The organism is Azospirillum mesophilum, from assembly GCF_053470405.2.
Map to the genome: position 1 here is coordinate 86,508 of NZ_JBPXMQ020000018.1, position 18,357 is coordinate 104,864.

General features: G+C 64.6%; 18 protein-coding genes. 17 read left to right on the forward strand and 1 reads right to left on the reverse strand.

Going from position 1 to position 18,357, the window contains the following annotated elements:
- Positions 1 to 269 precede the first annotated feature (269 nt).
- The 12 genes from nifH (at position 270) to ACSVC7_RS18530 (ending at position 12,580) form a co-directional block, all read left to right on the forward strand.
- A complete protein-coding gene (gene nifH, locus ACSVC7_RS18475; protein ID WP_448205738.1) occupies positions 270 to 1,151 on the forward strand; it encodes a nitrogenase iron protein in 882 nt (293 codons plus the stop codon).
- Positions 1,152 to 1,291: 140 nt separating this feature from the next.
- On the forward strand, positions 1,292 to 2,731 hold the full coding sequence (nifD, locus tag ACSVC7_RS18480; RefSeq protein ID WP_448205737.1) for a nitrogenase molybdenum-iron protein alpha chain: 1,440 nt from the start codon (positions 1,292 to 1,294) through the stop codon (positions 2,729 to 2,731).
- A 39-nt stretch (positions 2,732 to 2,770) separates the two neighbouring features.
- Positions 2,771 to 4,330, forward strand: a complete 1,560-nt coding sequence (gene nifK, locus ACSVC7_RS18485) for a nitrogenase molybdenum-iron protein subunit beta (protein WP_448205736.1) — start codon at positions 2,771 to 2,773, stop codon at positions 4,328 to 4,330.
- Between the two features lie 290 nt (positions 4,331 to 4,620).
- Complete coding sequence (locus tag ACSVC7_RS18490; RefSeq protein WP_448205735.1) at positions 4,621 to 5,271, forward strand: hypothetical protein; 651 nt, start codon at positions 4,621 to 4,623, stop codon at positions 5,269 to 5,271.
- A gap of 467 nt (positions 5,272 to 5,738) precedes the next feature.
- Complete coding sequence (gene nifE / locus ACSVC7_RS18495; RefSeq protein WP_448205734.1) at positions 5,739 to 7,130, forward strand: nitrogenase iron-molybdenum cofactor biosynthesis protein NifE; 1,392 nt, start codon at positions 5,739 to 5,741, stop codon at positions 7,128 to 7,130.
- A gap of 5 nt (positions 7,131 to 7,135) precedes the next feature.
- Positions 7,136 to 8,530 carry a nitrogenase iron-molybdenum cofactor biosynthesis protein NifN gene (nifN, locus tag ACSVC7_RS18500; protein ID WP_448205733.1) on the forward strand — a complete coding sequence of 465 codons (1,395 nt, stop codon included), beginning with the start codon at positions 7,136 to 7,138 and terminating at the stop codon, positions 8,528 to 8,530.
- Positions 8,531 to 8,565: 35 nt separating this feature from the next.
- A complete protein-coding gene (gene nifX, locus ACSVC7_RS18505) occupies positions 8,566 to 8,967 on the forward strand; it encodes a nitrogen fixation protein NifX (RefSeq protein ID WP_448205732.1) in 402 nt (133 codons plus the stop codon).
- 4 nt (positions 8,968 to 8,971) lie between these two features.
- Positions 8,972 to 9,451 (forward strand): NifX-associated nitrogen fixation protein, encoded by a 480-nt coding sequence (locus ACSVC7_RS18510; RefSeq protein ID WP_448205731.1) that lies wholly within the window; start codon positions 8,972 to 8,974, stop codon positions 9,449 to 9,451.
- Between the two features lie 10 nt (positions 9,452 to 9,461).
- Positions 9,462 to 9,668, forward strand: a complete 207-nt coding sequence (locus tag ACSVC7_RS18515) for a CCE_0567 family metalloprotein (protein WP_448205730.1) — start codon at positions 9,462 to 9,464, stop codon at positions 9,666 to 9,668.
- A 47-nt stretch (positions 9,669 to 9,715) separates the two neighbouring features.
- Positions 9,716 to 10,009 carry a ferredoxin III, nif-specific gene (gene fdxB, locus ACSVC7_RS18520; protein ID WP_448205729.1) on the forward strand — a complete coding sequence of 98 codons (294 nt, stop codon included), beginning with the start codon at positions 9,716 to 9,718 and terminating at the stop codon, positions 10,007 to 10,009.
- A gap of 28 nt (positions 10,010 to 10,037) precedes the next feature.
- Positions 10,038 to 10,628 (forward strand): nitrogen fixation protein NifQ, encoded by a 591-nt coding sequence (locus tag ACSVC7_RS18525; RefSeq protein ID WP_448205728.1) that lies wholly within the window; start codon positions 10,038 to 10,040, stop codon positions 10,626 to 10,628.
- A 266-nt stretch (positions 10,629 to 10,894) separates the two neighbouring features.
- The gene (locus ACSVC7_RS18530; protein ID WP_448205727.1) at positions 10,895 to 12,580 is read left to right on the forward strand and encodes a methyl-accepting chemotaxis protein; all 1,686 of its coding nucleotides are present in this window, start codon (positions 10,895 to 10,897) and stop codon (positions 12,578 to 12,580) included.
- A 68-nt stretch (positions 12,581 to 12,648) separates the two neighbouring features.
- Here ACSVC7_RS18530 and ACSVC7_RS18535 read toward each other — a convergent pair whose 3' ends face one another.
- Entirely contained in the window at positions 12,649 to 13,146 is a 498-nt protein-coding gene (locus tag ACSVC7_RS18535) for a hypothetical protein (protein ID WP_448205726.1), read from the reverse strand.
- 280 nt (positions 13,147 to 13,426) lie between these two features.
- On the opposite strand from ACSVC7_RS18535, the gene ACSVC7_RS18540 reads away from it, so the two are divergent.
- From ACSVC7_RS18540 to cysE, 5 genes are all read left to right on the forward strand, one after another.
- A complete protein-coding gene (locus ACSVC7_RS18540) occupies positions 13,427 to 13,804 on the forward strand; it encodes a HesB/IscA family protein (protein WP_448205725.1) in 378 nt (125 codons plus the stop codon).
- 159 nt (positions 13,805 to 13,963) lie between these two features.
- Positions 13,964 to 14,887, forward strand: coding sequence for a Fe-S cluster assembly protein NifU (nifU, locus tag ACSVC7_RS18545; RefSeq protein ID WP_448205724.1), 924 nt, complete (start codon positions 13,964 to 13,966; stop codon positions 14,885 to 14,887).
- A 4-nt stretch (positions 14,888 to 14,891) separates the two neighbouring features.
- Positions 14,892 to 16,109: a cysteine desulfurase NifS gene (gene nifS, locus ACSVC7_RS18550; protein WP_448205723.1), complete on the forward strand. Its 1,218-nt coding sequence runs from the start codon at positions 14,892 to 14,894 to the stop codon at positions 16,107 to 16,109.
- Positions 16,110 to 16,354: 245 nt separating this feature from the next.
- Positions 16,355 to 17,488 (forward strand): homocitrate synthase, encoded by a 1,134-nt coding sequence (nifV, locus tag ACSVC7_RS18555; protein WP_448205722.1) that lies wholly within the window; start codon positions 16,355 to 16,357, stop codon positions 17,486 to 17,488.
- Positions 17,489 to 17,508: 20 nt separating this feature from the next.
- The gene (gene cysE / locus ACSVC7_RS18560; RefSeq protein ID WP_448205721.1) at positions 17,509 to 18,351 is read left to right on the forward strand and encodes a serine O-acetyltransferase; all 843 of its coding nucleotides are present in this window, start codon (positions 17,509 to 17,511) and stop codon (positions 18,349 to 18,351) included.
- Positions 18,352 to 18,357: the final 6 nt, after the last annotated feature.

Consider the following 18,357-nt stretch of genomic DNA (forward strand, 5'->3'; position numbering starts at 1 on the left):
CAAAGGCTACGACAGAGACGATAGCCTCCTACGCCCTCCCTCTTTCCTTTGCGAGAGACCCGACAAAATGTCGGGCTTTGTCGGGTATGTCACAGGCCCGACAATGCGTACCGCAAACGTCCTGATTAAAATTTCCCGTTCGTTTTCAATTGCTTAGCATTTTACCGCGAATTGGCACGGGGGATGCAGAGAAGGGGTCGAAGCGGCCTCGGGCTGGCCGCCACGAGATTACGGACACCCTGTAGACCCAAGCCAAGGAGAATCCTCCCATGTCTTTGCGCCAGATTGCGTTCTACGGTAAGGGCGGTATCGGCAAGTCCACGACCTCCCAGAACACCCTGGCCGCGCTGGTCGAGCTGGATCAGAAGATCCTGATCGTCGGCTGCGACCCGAAGGCTGACTCGACCCGCCTCATCCTGCACGCCAAGGCGCAGGACACCGTGCTGCACCTGGCCGCCGAGGCCGGTTCGGTCGAGGATCTGGAGCTCGAGGACGTTCTGAAGATCGGCTACAAGGGCATCAAGTGCGTCGAGTCCGGCGGTCCGGAGCCGGGGGTTGGCTGCGCCGGCCGCGGCGTCATCACCTCGATCAACTTCCTGGAAGAGAACGGCGCCTACGACGACGTCGACTACGTCTCCTACGACGTGCTGGGCGACGTGGTGTGCGGCGGCTTCGCGATGCCGATCCGCGAGAACAAGGCCCAGGAAATCTACATCGTCATGTCCGGTGAGATGATGGCGCTCTACGCCGCCAACAACATCGCCAAGGGCATTCTGAAGTACGCCCACAGCGGCGGCGTGCGCCTGGGCGGCCTGATCTGCAACGAGCGTCAGACCGACAAGGAGCTGGACCTGGCCGAGGCTCTGGCCAAGCGCCTGGGTTCGCAGCTCATCCACTTCGTGCCGCGCGACAACATCGTGCAGCACGCCGAGCTGCGCCGCATGACGGTGATCGAGTACGCGCCGGACAGCCAGCAGGCCCAGGAGTACCGCGCGCTCGCCAACAAGGTGCACGCGAACAAGGGCAAGGGCACCATCCCGACCCCGATCACCATGGAAGAGCTGGAAGAGATGCTGATGGACTTCGGCATCATGAAGACGGAAGAGCAGCAGCTCGCCGAGCTGGCGGCCAAGGAAGCCGCGAAGGCCTGATACCCGGCTCGCCTGGGGCAAAGGTCTGAACTGGCCCCCTCCCCAGCCCACTCCGGCCGAACACGCCGGAGTGGGAGAGAGGGGGCTCGGTACCGCGCTGAAGTGGCGCGGACAATAAGTGCATGCAGGAGACTGGCACCATGAGCCTGTCCGTGAACGAAGGCGTCGACGTCAAGGGCATCGTCGACAGCGTCCTCGAAGCTTATCCCGACAAGTCGCGCAAGCGCCGCGCCAAGCACCTGAACGTGCTGGAGGCCGAGGCCAAGGATTGCGGCGTCAAGTCGAACATCAAGTCGATCCCGGGTGTGATGACCATCCGTGGTTGCGCCTACGCCGGTTCCAAGGGCGTGGTGTGGGGTCCGATCAAGGACATGATCCACATCTCCCACGGTCCGGTCGGCTGCGGCTACTACTCCTGGTCCGGTCGCCGCAACTACTACGTCGGCGACACCGGCATCGACAGCTGGGGCACGATGCACTTCACCTCCGACTTCCAGGAGAAGGACATCGTCTTCGGCGGCGACAAGAAGCTGCACAAGGTCATCGAAGAGATCAACGAGCTGTTCCCGCTCGTGAACGGCATCTCGATCCAGTCGGAATGCCCGATCGGCCTGATCGGCGACGACATCGAGGCGGTTGCCCGCGCCAAGTCGGCGGAAATCGGCAAGCCGGTCGTTCCGGTCCGCTGCGAAGGCTTCCGCGGCGTGTCCCAGTCGCTGGGCCACCACATCGCCAACGACGTCATCCGCGACTGGATCTTCGAGAAGACCGAGCCGAAGGAAGGCTTCGTCTCCACCCCGTATGACGTCACCATCATCGGTGACTACAACATCGGTGGCGACGCCTGGGCCAGCCGCATCCTGCTTGAGGAAATCGGTCTGCGCGTGATCGCCCAGTGGTCGGGCGACGGCACGCTGGCCGAGCTGGAGAACACGCCGAAGGCAAAGGTGAACCTCATCCACTGCTACCGCTCGATGAACTACATCGCGCGTCACATGGAAGAGAAGTTCGGTATTCCGTGGATGGAGTACAACTTCTTCGGCCCGTCTCAGATCGCCGAGTCCCTGCGCAAGATCGCCGCTCTCTTCGACGACAAAATCAAGGAGAACGCGGAGAAGGTCATCGCCAAGTACCAGCCGATGGTCGACGCCGTCATTGCCAAGTACAAGCCGCGGCTTGAAGGCAAGAAGGTCATGATCTACGTCGGCGGCCTGCGTCCGCGCCACGTGGTCGACGCCTACCATGACCTGGGCATGGAGATCGTCGGCACGGGTTACGAATTCGCCCACAACGACGACTATCAGCGCACCCCGCACTATGTGAAGGAAGGCACGCTGATCTACGACGACGTCACCGCGTTCGAACTGGAGAAGTTCGTCGAGGCGATCCGTCCGGATCTCGTCGCGTCGGGCATCAAGGAAAAGTACGTCTTCCAGAAGATGGGTCTGCCGTTCCGCCAGATGCACTCCTGGGATTACTCGGGTCCGTACCACGGCTACGACGGCTTCGCCATCTTCGCCCGCGACATGGACCTCGCGATCAACAACCCCGTGTGGGGCATCATGAAGGCTCCGTTCTGATCACGGCCTCTAGGTTCAGAGAAATAGGAGTATTTGCAGATGTCTCACCCCGTTTCCCAGAGCGCCGACAAGGTCATCGATCACTTCACGCTCTTCCGTCAGCCCGAGTACAAGGAGCTGTTCGAGCGTAAGAAGACCGAGTTCGAGTACGGCCACTCCGACGAAGAGGTCGCTCGCGTTTCCGAGTGGACCAAGACCGAGGAGTACAAGGAAAAGAACTTCGCCCGTGAGGCGGTCGTCATCAACCCGACGAAGGCCTGCCAGCCGATCGGCGCGATGTTCGCGGCCCAGGGCTTCGAGGGCACCCTGCCCTTCGTCCACGGTTCGCAGGGCTGCGTCGCCTACTACCGCACGCACCTGACCCGCCACTTCAAGGAGCCGAACTCCGCGGTTTCCTCGTCGATGACGGAAGACGCGGCCGTGTTCGGCGGCCTGAACAACATGATCGACGGCCTGCAGAACGCCTACGCGCTGTACAAGCCGAAGATGATCGCCGTTCTGACGACCTGCATGGCCGAAGTCATCGGCGACGACCTGCAGGGCTTCATCCAGAACGCGAAGAACAAGGAAAGCGTCCCGGCGGACTTCCCGGTCCCCTTCGCGCACACCCCGGCCTTCGTCGGCAGCCACATCGTCGGCTACGACAACATGATCAAGGGTGTTCTGACCCACTTCTGGGGCACGTCGGAGAACTACGACACCCCGAAGAACGAGAAGATCAACCTGATCCCGGGCTTCGACGGTTTCGCGGTCGGCAACAACCGTGAGCTGAAGCGCATCGCCGGCCTGTTCGGCCTCGACCTCACCATCCTGTCGGACGTGTCGGACAACTTCGACACCCCGATGGACGGCGAGTACCGCATGTACGACGGCGGCACGACGCTGGAGGCCACGAAGGAGGCCGTCCACGCCAAGGCCACCATCTCCATGCAGGAATACTGCACCCCGCAGTCCCTGCAGTTCATCAAGGAGAAGGGCCAGCAGGTCGCCAAGTTCAACTACCCGATGGGCGTCGGGGCGACCGACGAGTTCCTCCTGAAGCTGTCGGAGCTGACGGGCAAGCCGGTCCCGGCCGAGCTGAAGCTGGAGCGCGGCCGTCTGGTCGACGCCATCGGCGACAGCCACACCCACCTGCACGGCAAGCGCTTCGCCGTGTACGGCGACCCGGACTTCTGCCTGGGCATGACCAAGTTCCTGCTGGAGCTGGGTGCCGAGCCGGTGCACATCCTGTCCACCTCCGGCTCGAAGAAGTGGGAGAAGCAGGTCCAGAAGACGCTCGAAACCTCGCCGTTCGGCAAGTCCGGCAAGGCCTACGGCGGCAAGGACCTCTGGCACCTGCGGTCGCTGCTGTTCACCGACAAGGTCGACTACATCATCGGCAACAGCTACGGCAAGTATCTGGAGCGTGACACCAAGACCCCGCTCATCCGCCTGACTTACCCGATCTTCGACCGCCACCACCACCACCGTTACCCGACCTGGGGCTACCAGGGCGCTCTGAACGTGCTGGTGCGCATCCTGGACCGGATCTTCGAGGACATGGACGCCAACACCAACATCGTCGGCCAGACGGACTACTCGTTCGACCTGATCCGCTGATCCTGGTTGGGTTCTCCCCGGTCGGGACGGGGCTTCCATCCCCCCATCCCGACCGCTTCCCCGGAAAGCCGGAGGCCGCCGCAAGGCGGTCTCCGGTTTTTTGTCTTCCAGTTCCAATACACTCTCTCGCCCCAGGCGTGAGAGTGCCCCGCCAGAGAAGGGATTTGAGCGCAACCACGCCAGCAGTAGCGAGAAATCCACGACTTATCGTCGCCAAAAATGCTAGCGAAACAGCCGCGCACAACATAGTTTCCTCAACGCACCGACATGAGCATCCCTTGAGAGCATCAATGAGCGAAAAGGAACATCAGTTCAGGAGGCTAAACTCAATCTTTAACGGAGACGGCAAGGAGATTCGTGAACAGTTAGTCTTCGCCGGCCTACTCCTGACCATATTTGAACGATTCAAGAAATACGTAATTGACCAAGTTGACGGCTATTTTTCGGATAACATCGATTTCGTTGGCGGCGAACTAAAATACAAACGGGGCGCGGAATTCAAAAAAATAATAAAAGAAAACGGTCGCGGACAGCCGGGACAGCATGGAAACGAGGTATTTCGCGCTGCTATGCATTGGTTTCATAGCCTAAATGCAATTGATAGCGATGAGTTTCATGAAATTGAGCGCCTCTACACTATCAGAAATGAGATTGGTCACGAACTATTCCGGATCGTCGCAGACGACGGAAAAACGCCAATTACCTTATTTGATGTGATTTTTGCTCTCGGTGTTTACGTCAAAATCGTGCGATGGTGGGTTAAGGAAGTTGAAGCAACCACAGATCCAGACATGGATGAGCATAAATACGACAGCATTGATTGGGATAATGTCGAATCATCAGACACGATCATACTACGCGAAATTCTCAAAAAAGCTTTATCAGACAACCAGCAATGGCAGGAACTGCAAAGAGCCGTTGACGAACATTTTTCAGCGTAACGCAAAGCACCAGCGTTTTTAGGATACCCGCCCCATCCTCACAGGCGCTAATTTTAGCGGATGTGTAACTAAGTTCGGTTTCCGTCCCTCTTCCTTCGTCATCCCCGCGAAGGCGGGGATCCAGAAAATTTCGCGTTTAAGCACTTGATTTGGCTGGATCCCCGCCTTCGCGGGGATGACGGGATGGTAGGGTAGCTGTCCGTGGCAGGCCGCTCCGAACCGCTAAGTTAGCGCCTATGCGCCCCATCCTCTTGTCTTTCCGGCGATCCCCTTTCTCTCTCTCAGCGGAGTTGGAAGAGGGAATAATGGGTATCATGTCCGACACCCGACAATGCAGCGCCATTGTCAGCTATCGCACAGCCCGCCCCAAAGCGACAATCAAGCAAAATCAGCCACATAGCCGGTGGCACGCGCCCTGCATATGCCTTTCCACGCATGCCGATGTCGGCGTTTGGCGGGAGAAGGACATGCTCCAGGAAAAGCTCCAGGACGTCTTCAACGAGCCGGGTTGTGCCACCAACCAAGCCAAGTCGGAGAAGGAACGGAAGAAGGGCTGCGGCAAGGCCCTGAAGCCGGGGGCCGCGGCCGGCGGCTGCGCCTATGACGGCGCGATGATCGCGTTGCAGCCGATCGCCGACGCCGCCCACCTCGTGCATGGGCCGATCGCCTGCCTGGGCAACTCGTGGGACAACCGGGGCACGCGCTCGTCGGGCTCGCAGCTCTACCGCACGGGCTTCACCACCGACCTGTCGGAACTCGACATCATCCACGGCGGCGACAAGAAGCTCTACAAGGCGATCAAGGAAATCGTCCAGCAGTACGATCCGCCGGCCGTCTTCGTCTACCAGACCTGCGTCCCCGCCATGATCGGCGACGACATCGAGGCGGTCTGCAAATACGCGACGAAGAAGCTGGGCAAGCCGGTGATCCCGGTGATGGCGCCGGGCTTCGTCGGGTCGAAGAACCTGGGCAACAAGCTGGCCGGCGAGACCCTGCTCGACCACGTCATCGGCACGGTGGAGCCGGAGGTCACGACCCCGACCGACATCTGCATCGTCGGCGAATACAACCTCGCCGGCGAGCTGTGGCTGGTGAAGCCGCTGCTGGAGGAGATCGGCATCCGCCTGCTCTCCTGCATCTCCGGCGACGGCCGCTACAACGAAGTGGCGCAGGCGCACCGCGCGCGGCTGACCATGGTGGTCTGCTCGCAGGCGCTGGTGAACGTCGGCCGCAAGATGCAGGAACGCTGGGGCATCCCCTATTTCGAGGGCTCCTTCTACGGCGTGTCGGACATGTCGGACACACTGCGCACCATGACCCGCATGCTGGTGGAGCGCGGCGCCGACAAGTCCATCATCGACCGGGCCGAGGGCGTCATCGCACGCGAGGAAAGCCGCGTGTGGCGGCGCCTGGAGCCCTACAAGCCGCGCTTCGAGGGCAAGCGCGTCCTCCTGTTCACCGGCGGCGTGAAGAGCTGGTCGATGGTCAGCGCACTGGAAGGCGCCGGGCTGACCATCGTCGGCACCTCCACCAAGAAGTCCACCAAGGAGGACAAGGAGCGCATCAAGAAGATGAAGGGCGAGGAGTTCCACCAGTGGGACGACCTGAAGCCCCGGGACATCTACAGGATGCTGCGCGACAGCGAGGCCGACATCATGATGTCCGGCGGCCGGTCGCAGTTCATCGCGCTGAAGGCCAAGGTTCCGTGGCTCGACCTGAACCAGGAACGGCACACCGCCTACGCGGGCTACGACGGCATCGTCAACCTGTGTGAGGAAATCGACAAGACGCTGTCCAACCCGATCTGGCGGCAGGTGCGCCTGCCCGCTCCCTGGGAAAACAAGGCGGGGGAGGCGTAACGCTCATGGGCAACATCCAGCGCTTCCCCCACTCCGCCAAGGCGGCCGCCACCAACCCGCTGAAGATGAGCCAGCCGCTGGGCGCCGCGCTCGCCTTCCTCGGCGTGGACCGCTGCCTGCCGCTGTTCCACGGGTCGCAGGGCTGCACGGCCTTCGGGCTCGTCCTGCTGGTCCGCCACTTCCGCGAGGCGATCCCGCTCCAGACCACCGCCATGGATCAGGTGTCCACCATCCTCGGCGGCTACGAGAACCTGGAACAGGCGATCCGCACCATTCACGAGCGCAACGCGCCCGCCCTGATCGGCGTCGCCACCACCGGCGTCACCGAGACCAAGGGCGAGGACATGCAGGGCCAGTATTCACTGTTCCGCCAACGCAACCCGGCGCTCGCCGACCTGAAGCTGGTCTTCGCCAGCACGCCCGACTTCTCCGGCGGGTTCGAGGACGGCTTCGCCGCCGCGGTGACCGGCATCGTGGAGGAGGTCGTCCAGCCCTCCGCCGAGACGGTGAAGGGCCAGATCAATGTCCTGGCGGGCTGCCACCTGTCGCCCGGCGACGTGGAGGAACTGCGCGACCTGATGGTGTCCTTCGGCCTGACGCCGATCTTCCTGCCCGACCTGTCGCTGTCGATGTCGGGCCGCCAGCCAAGCGACTTCACCGCCACCTCCATCGGCGGCGTGACGGTGGAGCAGATCGCCGCCATGGGCGCGTCGGAGGCGACGCTCTGCATTGGCGAGCACATGCGCGTCGCCGCCGCGGCGCTGGAGCTGAAGACCGACGTCCGCACCCTCTTCTTCGACCGGCTGACCGGTCTGGAAGCGTCGGACCGCCTCGTCCGCACGCTGTCGGAGCTGTCGGGCCGCCCGGTGCCGGCGAAGCTGCGCCGCCAGCGCGAGACGCTGGTGGACGCGATGCTCGACGGGCACTTCTTCTTCAGCCGCAAGCGCATCGCCGTGGCGCTGGAGCCGGACCTGCTCTACGCGGTCACCAGCTTCCTCGGCGACATGGGCGCTGAGGTGATCGCCGCGGTATCGCCCACGCAGACGGCGGTCCTGGAAAAGCTGAAAGCCGCGACCGTGATGGTCGGCGACCATTCCGACGTGGAAACGCTGGCCCGCGACGCGGACCTGATCGTGTCGAATTCGCACGGCCGCATGGGGGCAGCGCGCATCGGCGTGCCGCTGCACCGGATGGGCCTGCCGATGTTCGACCGTCTGGGCGCCGGGCTGAAGGTCAACGTCGGCTACCGCGGCACCCGCGACCTGCTGTTCGACATCGGCAACCTGTTCCTGTCCCGCGAAATGGATCACGACCATCACGGCGAGGTCCACGGCGAAGGCCCTTGCGGGGATCACGGCCACCAGTGCGGGGGCGGGTCATGCGGATGCAGCGCCGGCTGAGTTTGGTGGGCGACAAACCGCCCAGAGGAGGATCCATGAAGGTCGCTTTCTGCACCCAGGACATGCAGCACGTCGACGCGCATTTCGGCTGGGCCAAGAACATCGTGATCTATGAGGTCGACAAGGCCGGCTACACGATGGTCGAGACCTGTCAGTTCGGCGGCTCGATGTTCGAGGACGGCAACGAGGACAAGCTGGTCCCGAAGCTGGATGCACTGGCGGACGTCGCCATCGTCTACCTGTCGGCCATCGGCGCCTCGGCCGCCGCCCGCGTCGTGGCGAAGAAGATCCACCCCGTGAAGGTGGAGGCCACCGACAGCATCACCGCCCTGCTCGACCGGCTGGTCGAGACCATCAACGGCAACCCGCCGCCCTGGCTGCGCAAGGCGCTGAACGCCGGCCAGCCACAAGAGTTCGCGTTCGACGAGGAGGATTGAGACCATGGCCGACAGCACCGTCGCCCCCGCAGAGAAAACGGCCGATGGCGATCTCGCCCAAACCTATCTGAAGACCCTGGTCATGCTGTTCCGCGCGGAGGACAGCTACGGCGCCTGGGAAGGCAAGACCGACGAGCAGATCCTCGCCCCCTTCATCCTGGACAAGGAGGCCCGCGCCGCCATCCCGATCATGGGCGACCCGGACCCCGACACGCTGTGGCGGCTGGAGCTTTTCTACAAGGCCGTGGGCATCACGGTGGAGAAGCTGACCGGCCACATCGCCTCCCCCATCATGAAGATGAGCCACGAGGGCTTCGGCCGCATGGTGCTGACCACAGGCCGCCTGGTCGTGGTGTCGAAGCACCTGCGCGACGTGCACCGCTTCGGCTTCCCCTCGCTGGAGAAGCTGGCCGCCGACGGCGCCAAGATCGTCGAGGAGGCGGTCGCGCTGATCCGGAAATATCCCGAAGTCGCCGATCTTTGAGGTTCCCGACATGAGCGACATCGAGGCGCTGAAGGACGAGATCAAGAAGCTCAACGCTCGCGCCACCCAGAAGAAGATGGACCTGCACGACCTGTCCGAGGAGCTGCCCCAGAATTGGCAGAACATCCTGCAGGTCGCGCAGGAGACTTACGACGCCTACAAGACGCTGACGGAAAAACGCGCCGCGTTGAAGGCGCTGGAGAAGGCGTCCGCCTGAACATCCCCCGTTTATTTCCAACAAAAGTCATCACCGAGGAGTGACCTATGGCTGAGTTCGTGACCGGCACCACCCGCGGCGGCGCCGCCTGGACGCCGAAGTTCGTGGAAAACATCGACCAGAAGCAGTGCATCGGCTGCGGCCGCTGCTTCAAGGTGTGTGGCCGCGACGTGCTGGAGCTGATCGGCATCACCGAAGACGGCGACATCGTGGACGCCTTCGACGACGAGGCCGAGAAGAAGGTCATGAGCATCAAGAACGGCGGCAACTGCGTCGGCTGCGAGAGCTGCGCCAAGGTCTGCTCCAAGAGCTGCATCACCAACCTGCCGCAAGCGGCTTGATCCTTCGCATCCGCCCCCGGAGGACGCCATGGGCATCCTGCACGCCGCCCCGCCGGGGGCGGGCGAAACCGTCGTTCTGTACCGCTGGCTGGCTGACCGGCAAGGCCGCTGCAACGTCTTCGACGCGCATCTGTTCGCCTGCATCCTGGCCCGTCGCTGGACGGTGGCACCGGGCGCGCTCGGCCTTCCCGACGTCACGCTGACGCGCCTTCTCGACAAGTATTTTCCCGGCACGCTCGACACCGGCATGCCGGTCCCGGATTTATCCCCCGCGCCCCTGCCGGCGCTGCTGCGCAGCGAGGCCACTGATATCGCCGCCCTCCTGCTCACCCACCGTTCGCTGGGCGTGGAGGAAGAGGAGTGGCTGGCCGCGATCATCGCGCGGGCGGCGCTGGACGACGGCGCCCTGTGGCAGGACCTGGGCCTCGCCGGCCCCCGGCACCTCGCCGCGCTGATGGAACGCCACTTCGAACCGCTGGCCGCTCTGAACCCGACGGGCACCCACTGGAAGACCTTCTTCTACCGGTATCTCTGCGCGCGGGACGGCCTGATCCCCTGCGGCGCCCCCTTGTGCCGCGACTGCGGCGCCGAAGCGGTGTGTTTCGGCGCGGCGGAGTGATCGTCCGCCACGAAGGCGCACGATCCACGATGTCATACCGTCGGCACCTGAAGGCGCCGCCGGCATGACCCTTTCGATCAATGCTAACGCATTGATCTGCCGGGCTTTACGGTTGGAAAATGATGGAAGCCATCATTTTCCAACCGTATCACAGCGACGGGACGCTTTCACGGCTTGGCGGGAGCGCTCGGCCCATCACCAGAAAGCAATGTTTAACATTCATGCGCATAGCATAGCGCAACAACCTGTCTTCAGGAGTTGCGCTGGTGAACTTTTTTTACAACTTGAGCATCCTCAAGAAGCTGCTTGCGGCCTTCGCCTTTGTGATCGCCGTGACGGCAGGCGTCAGCGCGGTGACATGGTGGCAAGTGTCCTTCATCCAAAAAAGCAACGGATGGACGATCCACACCTATGAGGTGCTGAAGACCATGGACGCCTTGATGGCATCCATGGTGGACCAGGAAACGGGGGTGCGCGGGTATCTGCTGGCCGGAGATGAAAAGTTCCTGGCTCCCTTCCGAGCCGGGCAGAGCGCCTATGAGAAGGCGCTTTCCCACGTCAAGGACCTGACCTCGGACAACGCCGCCCAGCAAACTCGTCTGGCCGACCTGGATCGCATCGCCAAGACGTGGATGAACGACATCGCGGGCAAGGAAATCGCGCTCATGGGGAAGCCCGCGACCCAGGAGCAAGCACGCGCCATGGAAGCCGGTGCTGCCGGGAAGCAATCGATGGACGCCCTGCGCGCCAAGGTCGCGGAGATTTCCAAGGTCGAATCAGACCTCCTGGCCGCAAGGTCGGAGCAGCAGAACGCGGCCTTTTCCACGACCTTCACCGTGACGGGTTTCGGAGCGATGGCGGCCGGCCTCATCGCCGCGGCCATGTGCTGGCTGCTGACCCGCGGGATCGCCGCCCCCATCAAGGAGATCACGACGGTCATGACCAAGCTGGCCAGCGGCGACCGGACCACGTCCGTCGTCGGGTTGGACCGCAAGGACGAAATCGGCGCCATGGCCCAGACGGTGGAGGTGTTCAAGCGCAACGCCATCGAAGCCGACCGCCTCGCCGGAGAGCAGGCCAATGAACAGGCGGCCAAGGAACGCCGGGCCGCGTCCATCAACAGCCTCGTCCAGGGGTTCGAATCGAACGTCGTCCATACCCTGAACACGGTGAAGACGGCCGCCGACCTTCTCAACAGCACCGCCCAGGACATGGCGGCAATCGCCGATCAGTCGAGCCGGCAGTCCGGCGCCGTGGCGGTTGCGGCGGAACAGACCTCGGCCAACGTCCAGACGGTCGCCTCGGCGACGGAAGAAATGTCGTCGACGCTGCGCGACATTTCCTCCCAGGTCACGAAGTCGAGCACCATCGCCGGACAGGCCGTGCACGAAGCCGAAGAGACCAACGGAACGGTCAGCAGCCTCGCCGACGCGGCGCAGCGGATCGGCGAGGTCGTCAGCCTGATCAACAACATCGCGAGCCAGACCAACCTCCTCGCCCTGAACGCCACGATCGAAGCGGCACGCGCCGGAGAAGCCGGCAAGGGGTTCGCCGTGGTCGCGTCGGAAGTGAAAAGCCTCGCGAACCAGACCGCGAAAGCGACGGAGGACATTTCCGCCCAGGTCGCGGCCATGCAGCAGGTCACCGGAAACGCGGTGGACGCCATCCAGGGCATCGGCCGCACCATCGGGCTGATCAACGAAGTCGCGACCAGCATCGCCAGTTCCGTGGAAGAGCAGACCGCGGCCACCAGCGAGATCGCACGCAACGTTCAGGAAGCGGCGCGCGGGACCGAGGAGGTCTCGTCGAACATCATCCAGGTCACCCAGGCCGCCGGGCAGACCGGGACCGCGGCGAGCCAAGTGCTGAACGCGGCGCAGGAACTGTCCCAACAGTCCGACAACTTGCGTCGGGAAGTTGAGCGCTTCCTTTCCAGCATCCGGGCCGCCTGACCGTCTCCTCGGCCACGTATGGTCCGGACGGGGCGCATGCCTGTGCGGGATGCGCTCCGTCCGCCCATTCACTCCTCCATCACGCCCCGCGCCAGCGACGCGATCACGCCGTAGCCGACCTGGTCCAGCGGGTCGATCTCCCCCAGCTTGGCGAGAATGGCCCGCGCCTCCGCCAGCCGTTCACGGCGCAGGTTGATGAAGGCCAACGCCTTCAGGGTGAACAGGGCGAAGCGCTGCGGCCCTTCCCTCGTCCAGTCGGTGCTGTCGGGCTGCATGCGGTGCCAGTCGGCGGGGAAGCCGCCCTCCTGCGCGGCGGCCTCCAGGCCGATCAGCGCCACGCGCTCCGCATCCGCCAGCCGCTTGCGGTTGAAGTAGAATTTGTAGAGCGCGTAGAAGACCGGCAGCACGCGCGGCCCCATCCGGTGCGCTTCCCACAGCAGCGCCTCGCAGGCCGCCGGCTCGGCGCGGGACTGCACCGCCGCCCTCAGCCGCTCGTCGATGTGCTCCGGCACGTCGCCAAAGGCCATGCGCCCGTCGGAAACCCGCAACTCGATCGGCCGGTCCATCGCCGCCCCCTTCCGTTGTTGTTCGCCACAGTCCGCCCGACCGACGACTTTTGTATGGGACTCCACCCGCTTTCACGAAAGCCCCTACTTTATTTATGCGTCCTTTCGTCGCAGGTGTCGCAAACCTGACAAGGTGTCGAACCGACAATTGTCGGGAACGCGCCAGCACTCGATCCCTGACAATCGTTCTTTTTCAACGCCTTACGAGTTGGCCCGCCGTTTGCATTTTTCCCAGCCAGGATCGGTCGGCACGTCCGACGGAGCTTTTGGAGGGGCAGACATGGTGACCCTGACGGATGCGGCGGTGAACACCCTGGAGCGTGTTCTGGCGAAGTCCGGCGGCGCGGCCGCGGGACTGCGCATCGCGGTGGCCGACGGCGGCTGCGCCGGGATGAAGTACCAGATGGGCCTGGAAGCCGAGGCCGGCGAGGACGATGCGGTTCTGGAATTCGGCGCCGTGAAGATTTTCGTGGATGCCAGCAGCCAGCCCTTCCTGACCGGCGTCGTGGTCGATTTCGTCGAGGGGGTCGAAGGCTCCGGATTCAAGTTCGACAACCCGAACGCGGCCAGCACCTGCGGCTGCGGCAAGTCCTTCTCGGCCGGACCGGGCGGAAGCTGCGCCTCCGCGTCCCCGTCCGGCTGCGGCACCACGCACTAAAGCGAACTTCCGTTCGCTTTAGATTCAAACGGCCTCACGCGCCGGCCGGGCTTCGGACGCATGGGCGTCCGGGCCCGCCGTCGCGGTCCTAAGCGGATCGAAATCCGCTTTGAAGCGAACACTCTCCCCCACCCGGTCACGCGGGAAAGGCAAGGCGTCATGTGGAACTACACCGACAAGGTCAAGGAACACTTCTTCAACCCGAAGAACGCCGGCGCGCTGGATGAGGCGAACGCCGTGGGCGAGGTCGGGTCGATCACCTGCGGCGACGCCCTGAAGCTGATGATGAAGGTCAACCCGGACACGCAGATCATCGAAGAGGCGAAGTTCCAGACCTTCGGCTGCGGCTCGGCCATCGCGTCCTCGTCGGCGCTGACGGAGATGATCATCGGCAAGACGGTGGACGAGGCGCTCGTCGTCACCAACCGCGACATCGCGGAGTATCTGGGCGGCCTGCCGCCGGAGAAGATGCACTGCTCGGTCATGGGCGCCGAGGCTCTGCGCGCCGCAATCGCCAACTACAAGGGCGAGGAGTGGGTCGACGACCACGAGGAAGGCGAGCTGGTCTGCAAGTGCTTCGGCATCGACGCGGCGATGATCGAGCGCGCGGTGACCGTGAACAACCTGACCACGCTGGAAGAGGTCACCCACTACACCAAGGCCGGCGGCTCCTGCCAGACCTGCCACGAGAAGATCGAGGAGGTGCTGGAGGCGGTGCTCGCCAAAACCGGCGCGCTGGCTGCCCCCAAGGCGCACCCGCCGGGCACCGTCGGCCTCGACGCGATCAAGCCGCTGCAACCGAAGGCCGAAGCCCCGGTTGCCGCGCCGAAGCTCACCAACGTGCAGCGCATGCAGAAGATCATGGTCGCCATTGAGGAACTGCGCCCGCAGATCCAGCGCGACGGCGGCGACGTGGAGCTGGTGGACATCGACGGCAAGGACATCTACGTCCGCCTGACCGGCGCCTGCTCCGGATGCTCGCAGTCGGCCGGCACCATGATGGGCGTGCAGGCCAAGCTGGTCGAGGCGCTGGGCGAGTTCGTCCGCGTCAAGCCCGCCTCCCTCATGCCGGCGGGAGCGTAACGCCATGACGCAGCCCATTTCCCAACAAGGCATCTACCTCGACAACAACGCCACGACGCGCGTCGATCCGGAAATCCTGAAGGAGATGCTGCCGCTCTTCACGGAGCAGTTCGGCAACCCCTCCTCCATGCACGCCTTCGGCGCGGCAGTCGGCGGCAAGATCGAATGGGCGCGCAAGCAGGTCCAGGCCCTGCTGGGCGCTGGCCACGACAGCGAGATCGTCTTCACCTCCGGCGGCACGGAAAGCGACAACACCGCGATCCTGTCGGCGCTGGAGGCCTACCCGAAAAAGCGCAGCATCGTCACCAGCGTGGTCGAACACCCCGCCGTCCTGGCGCTGTGCGACTATCTGGAGAAGAAGCGCGGCTACACCGTCCACCGCATCGGCGTGGACGGCAAGGGCAACCTGGACCTCGACGCCTACAAAGCGGCACTGACCGAGGACGTCGCCATCGTCTCCATCATGTGGGCCAACAACGAGACGGGGACGATCTTCCCGATCGAGGAGCTGGCGAAGCTTGCCAAGGCCGTGGGTGCGGTGTTCCACACCGACGCGGTGCAGGCGGTCGGCAAGATTCCGATGAAGCTCGCCGACAGCGCCATCGACATGCTGTCGCTGTCCGGCCACAAGCTGCACGCGCCCAAGGGCATCGGCGCGCTCTACGTGAAGCGCGGCCTTCGCTTCCGCCCGATGCTGCGCGGCGGCCACCAGGAGCGCTCGCGCCGGGCCGGCACGGAGAACGCGCCGGGCATCGTCGGTCTGGGGGCGGCGGCGCAGCTCGCGCTGTTCCACATGAACGACGAGAACACCCGGGTGAAGGCGCTGCGCGACAAGCTGGAAAAGGCAATCCTGGCCGCCGTTCCCGCCTGCTTCGTTACCGGCAACCCGGACAACCGGCTGCCCAACACCTGCAACATCGCCTTCGAATACATTGAGGGCGAGGCCATCCTGCTGCTGCTGAACGAGGCCGGCATCGCCGCGTCCTCCGGTTCGGCCTGCACCTCGGGATCGCTGGAGCCGAGCCATGTGATGCGCGCCATGGGCGTGCCCTACACCGCCGCGCACGGCGCCACGCGCTTCTCCCTGTCGCGCGACACGACCGAGGACGAGATCGACCGTGTGATCGCGGTGGTCCCCGGCATCATCGCCAAGCTGCGCTCCCTGTCGCCCTACTGGGCGCAGGAGGGCGGCAAGAAGCAGTTCGCACCGGTCTATTCGTAACGAGGTCTATTCCTAACACCGAGATCGCAGGCCGGGCCGGGCCTTCGCCCCGGCAACCCGCCCGACGACACCCGCCGGGACGAGGTTCCCCGGCCCGGTCTGCGACACACCTCCCGGACCCCTCCCCATCCCTCCCCCGCTTTGCGGTGGAAGGGGCAGAGCGGCGGCAGTCCCCTCCCCTGCGCCAGCGGGGGAGGGTTAGGGAGGGGGCACCATCGCGACGCTCTTGCACCGAGGGCACGACCATGCTGCGAAGCGGTTCCGCCATCATCAACGACACGACGCTGCGCGACGGGGAACAGACGGCCGGCGTGGCCTTCACGCTCGACGAGAAGATCGCCATCGCCCGCGCCCTCGACCAGGCCGGCGTTCCGGAACTGGAAGTCGGCATCCCGGCCATGGGCGAGGAGGAGCGCGAAGGCATCCGCGCCGTCGCCTCGCTGGGGCTGAAGGCCCGGCTGATGGTCTGGTGCCGCATGCACGACACCGACCTGAAAGCGGCGCTGAGCTGCAACGTCGGCTTCGTCAACCTGTCGATGCCCGTCTCCGACATCCACATCACCAAGAAGCTGAAGCGCAGCCGCGCCTGGGCGCTCGCCGAGATCGAGCGCAAGGTCAAGCAGGCGCGCGACCATGGGCTGGAGGTCAGCCTGGGGGGCGAGGACTCGTCGCGCGCCGACATGGACTTCCTGATCGCCGCTGCGACGGTCGCGCAAGACGCCGGTGCCCGCCGCTTCCGCTTCGCCGACACGCTGGGCGTGCTCGATCCCTTCCAGACGCGCGCCTGCATCGAAAGGCTGCGCCGGGCCACCGACCTGGAGATCGAGATCCATTCCCACGACGACCTGGGGCTTGCCAACGCCAACTCGCTGGCCGCCGTGCTGGGCGGGGCGACCCACGTCAACACCACCGTCAACGGCCTGGGCGAGCGCGCCGGCAACGCCCCGCTTGAGGAGGTGGTGGTGTCGCTGAAGGTGCTCTACGGGCTCGACACCGGCGTGGACACGCGGATGCTCGGTCCGATTTCGGACCTTGTGGAGCGTGCGTCGAACCGGCCGGTGGCGGTCAACAAGTCCATCGTCGGCGACGCGGTCTTCACGCACGAGGCCGGCATCCATGTGGACGGCCTGCTGCGCGACCGCGCCACCTACCAGAATTTCGACCCGGCCGAGGTGGGGCGCGAGCACCGCATCGTGCTGGGCAAGCATTCCGGCACGGCCGCGGTGAAGATGGCCTGCGGGCAGCTCGGGCTGGCCTGCGACGACGCGACGGCCCAGGCGGTCCTGCCGCTGGTCCGCGCGCTCGCCACCCGCGCCAAACGGGCGCCCACGCCGGACGAGTTGCGCGCCTTCCACCGCGACGCCGCGGCCCGACGCTAGAGCCACCGGAGGATGCAGCCATGGCCGCCATCGACACCGAACCGGATATTCCCTTGGCGGATCTCGCTATGAAAGATCCCGGCCTTTGGAGCTTGCTGCGCGAGGATGTGGCCTGCGTGTTCGACCGTGACCCGGCGGCGCGCAACGTGCTGGACGTGCTGACCTGCTACCCCGGCATCCACGCGCTGGCCGTCCATCGCCTGGCGAACGCCGCCTGGAAGCGGGGCCTGCGCTGGCCGGCGCGGTTCCTGTCCTATCTGGCGCGCGCCTTCACCAACATCGACATCCATCCCGGCGCGACCATCGGCCGCCGCTTCTTCATCGACCACGGCGCCGGCGTCGTGATCGGCGAGACGGCGGAGATCGGCAACGACGTGACGCTCTACCACGGGGTGACGCTGGGCGGCACCTCCTGGAACAAGGGCAAGCGCCACCCGACGCTGAAGGACGGCGTGCTGGTGGGCTCCGGCGCCAAGATCCTCGGGCCGATCACCGTGGGCGAGAATGGACGCGTCGGCGCCAACTCGGTCGTCACCAAGGACGTGCCGGACGGCATGACGGTGGTCGGCATCCCCGGCCGCGTCGTCCGCCCCGACACTCAGCGCCATCTGGCCGCCCACGGCATCGACCTGGATCACCACCTGATGCCGGACCCGGTCGGCAAGGCGATCGCCTGCCTGATCGACCACATCAACCGGATCGAGGCCCGGCTGGAGGCCCACACGGCTGCCGAGGCCGCGCGCCTCACACCGCTCAGCGACATCGCCCTGGACGGCGTGGCCTGCGCCGCCTGCGGCAACCAGTGCGACCAGGAAGGCTGCGGCGGGACCGCCGACAGCCTCGCCGATCATTACGTCATCTGAAGGGAA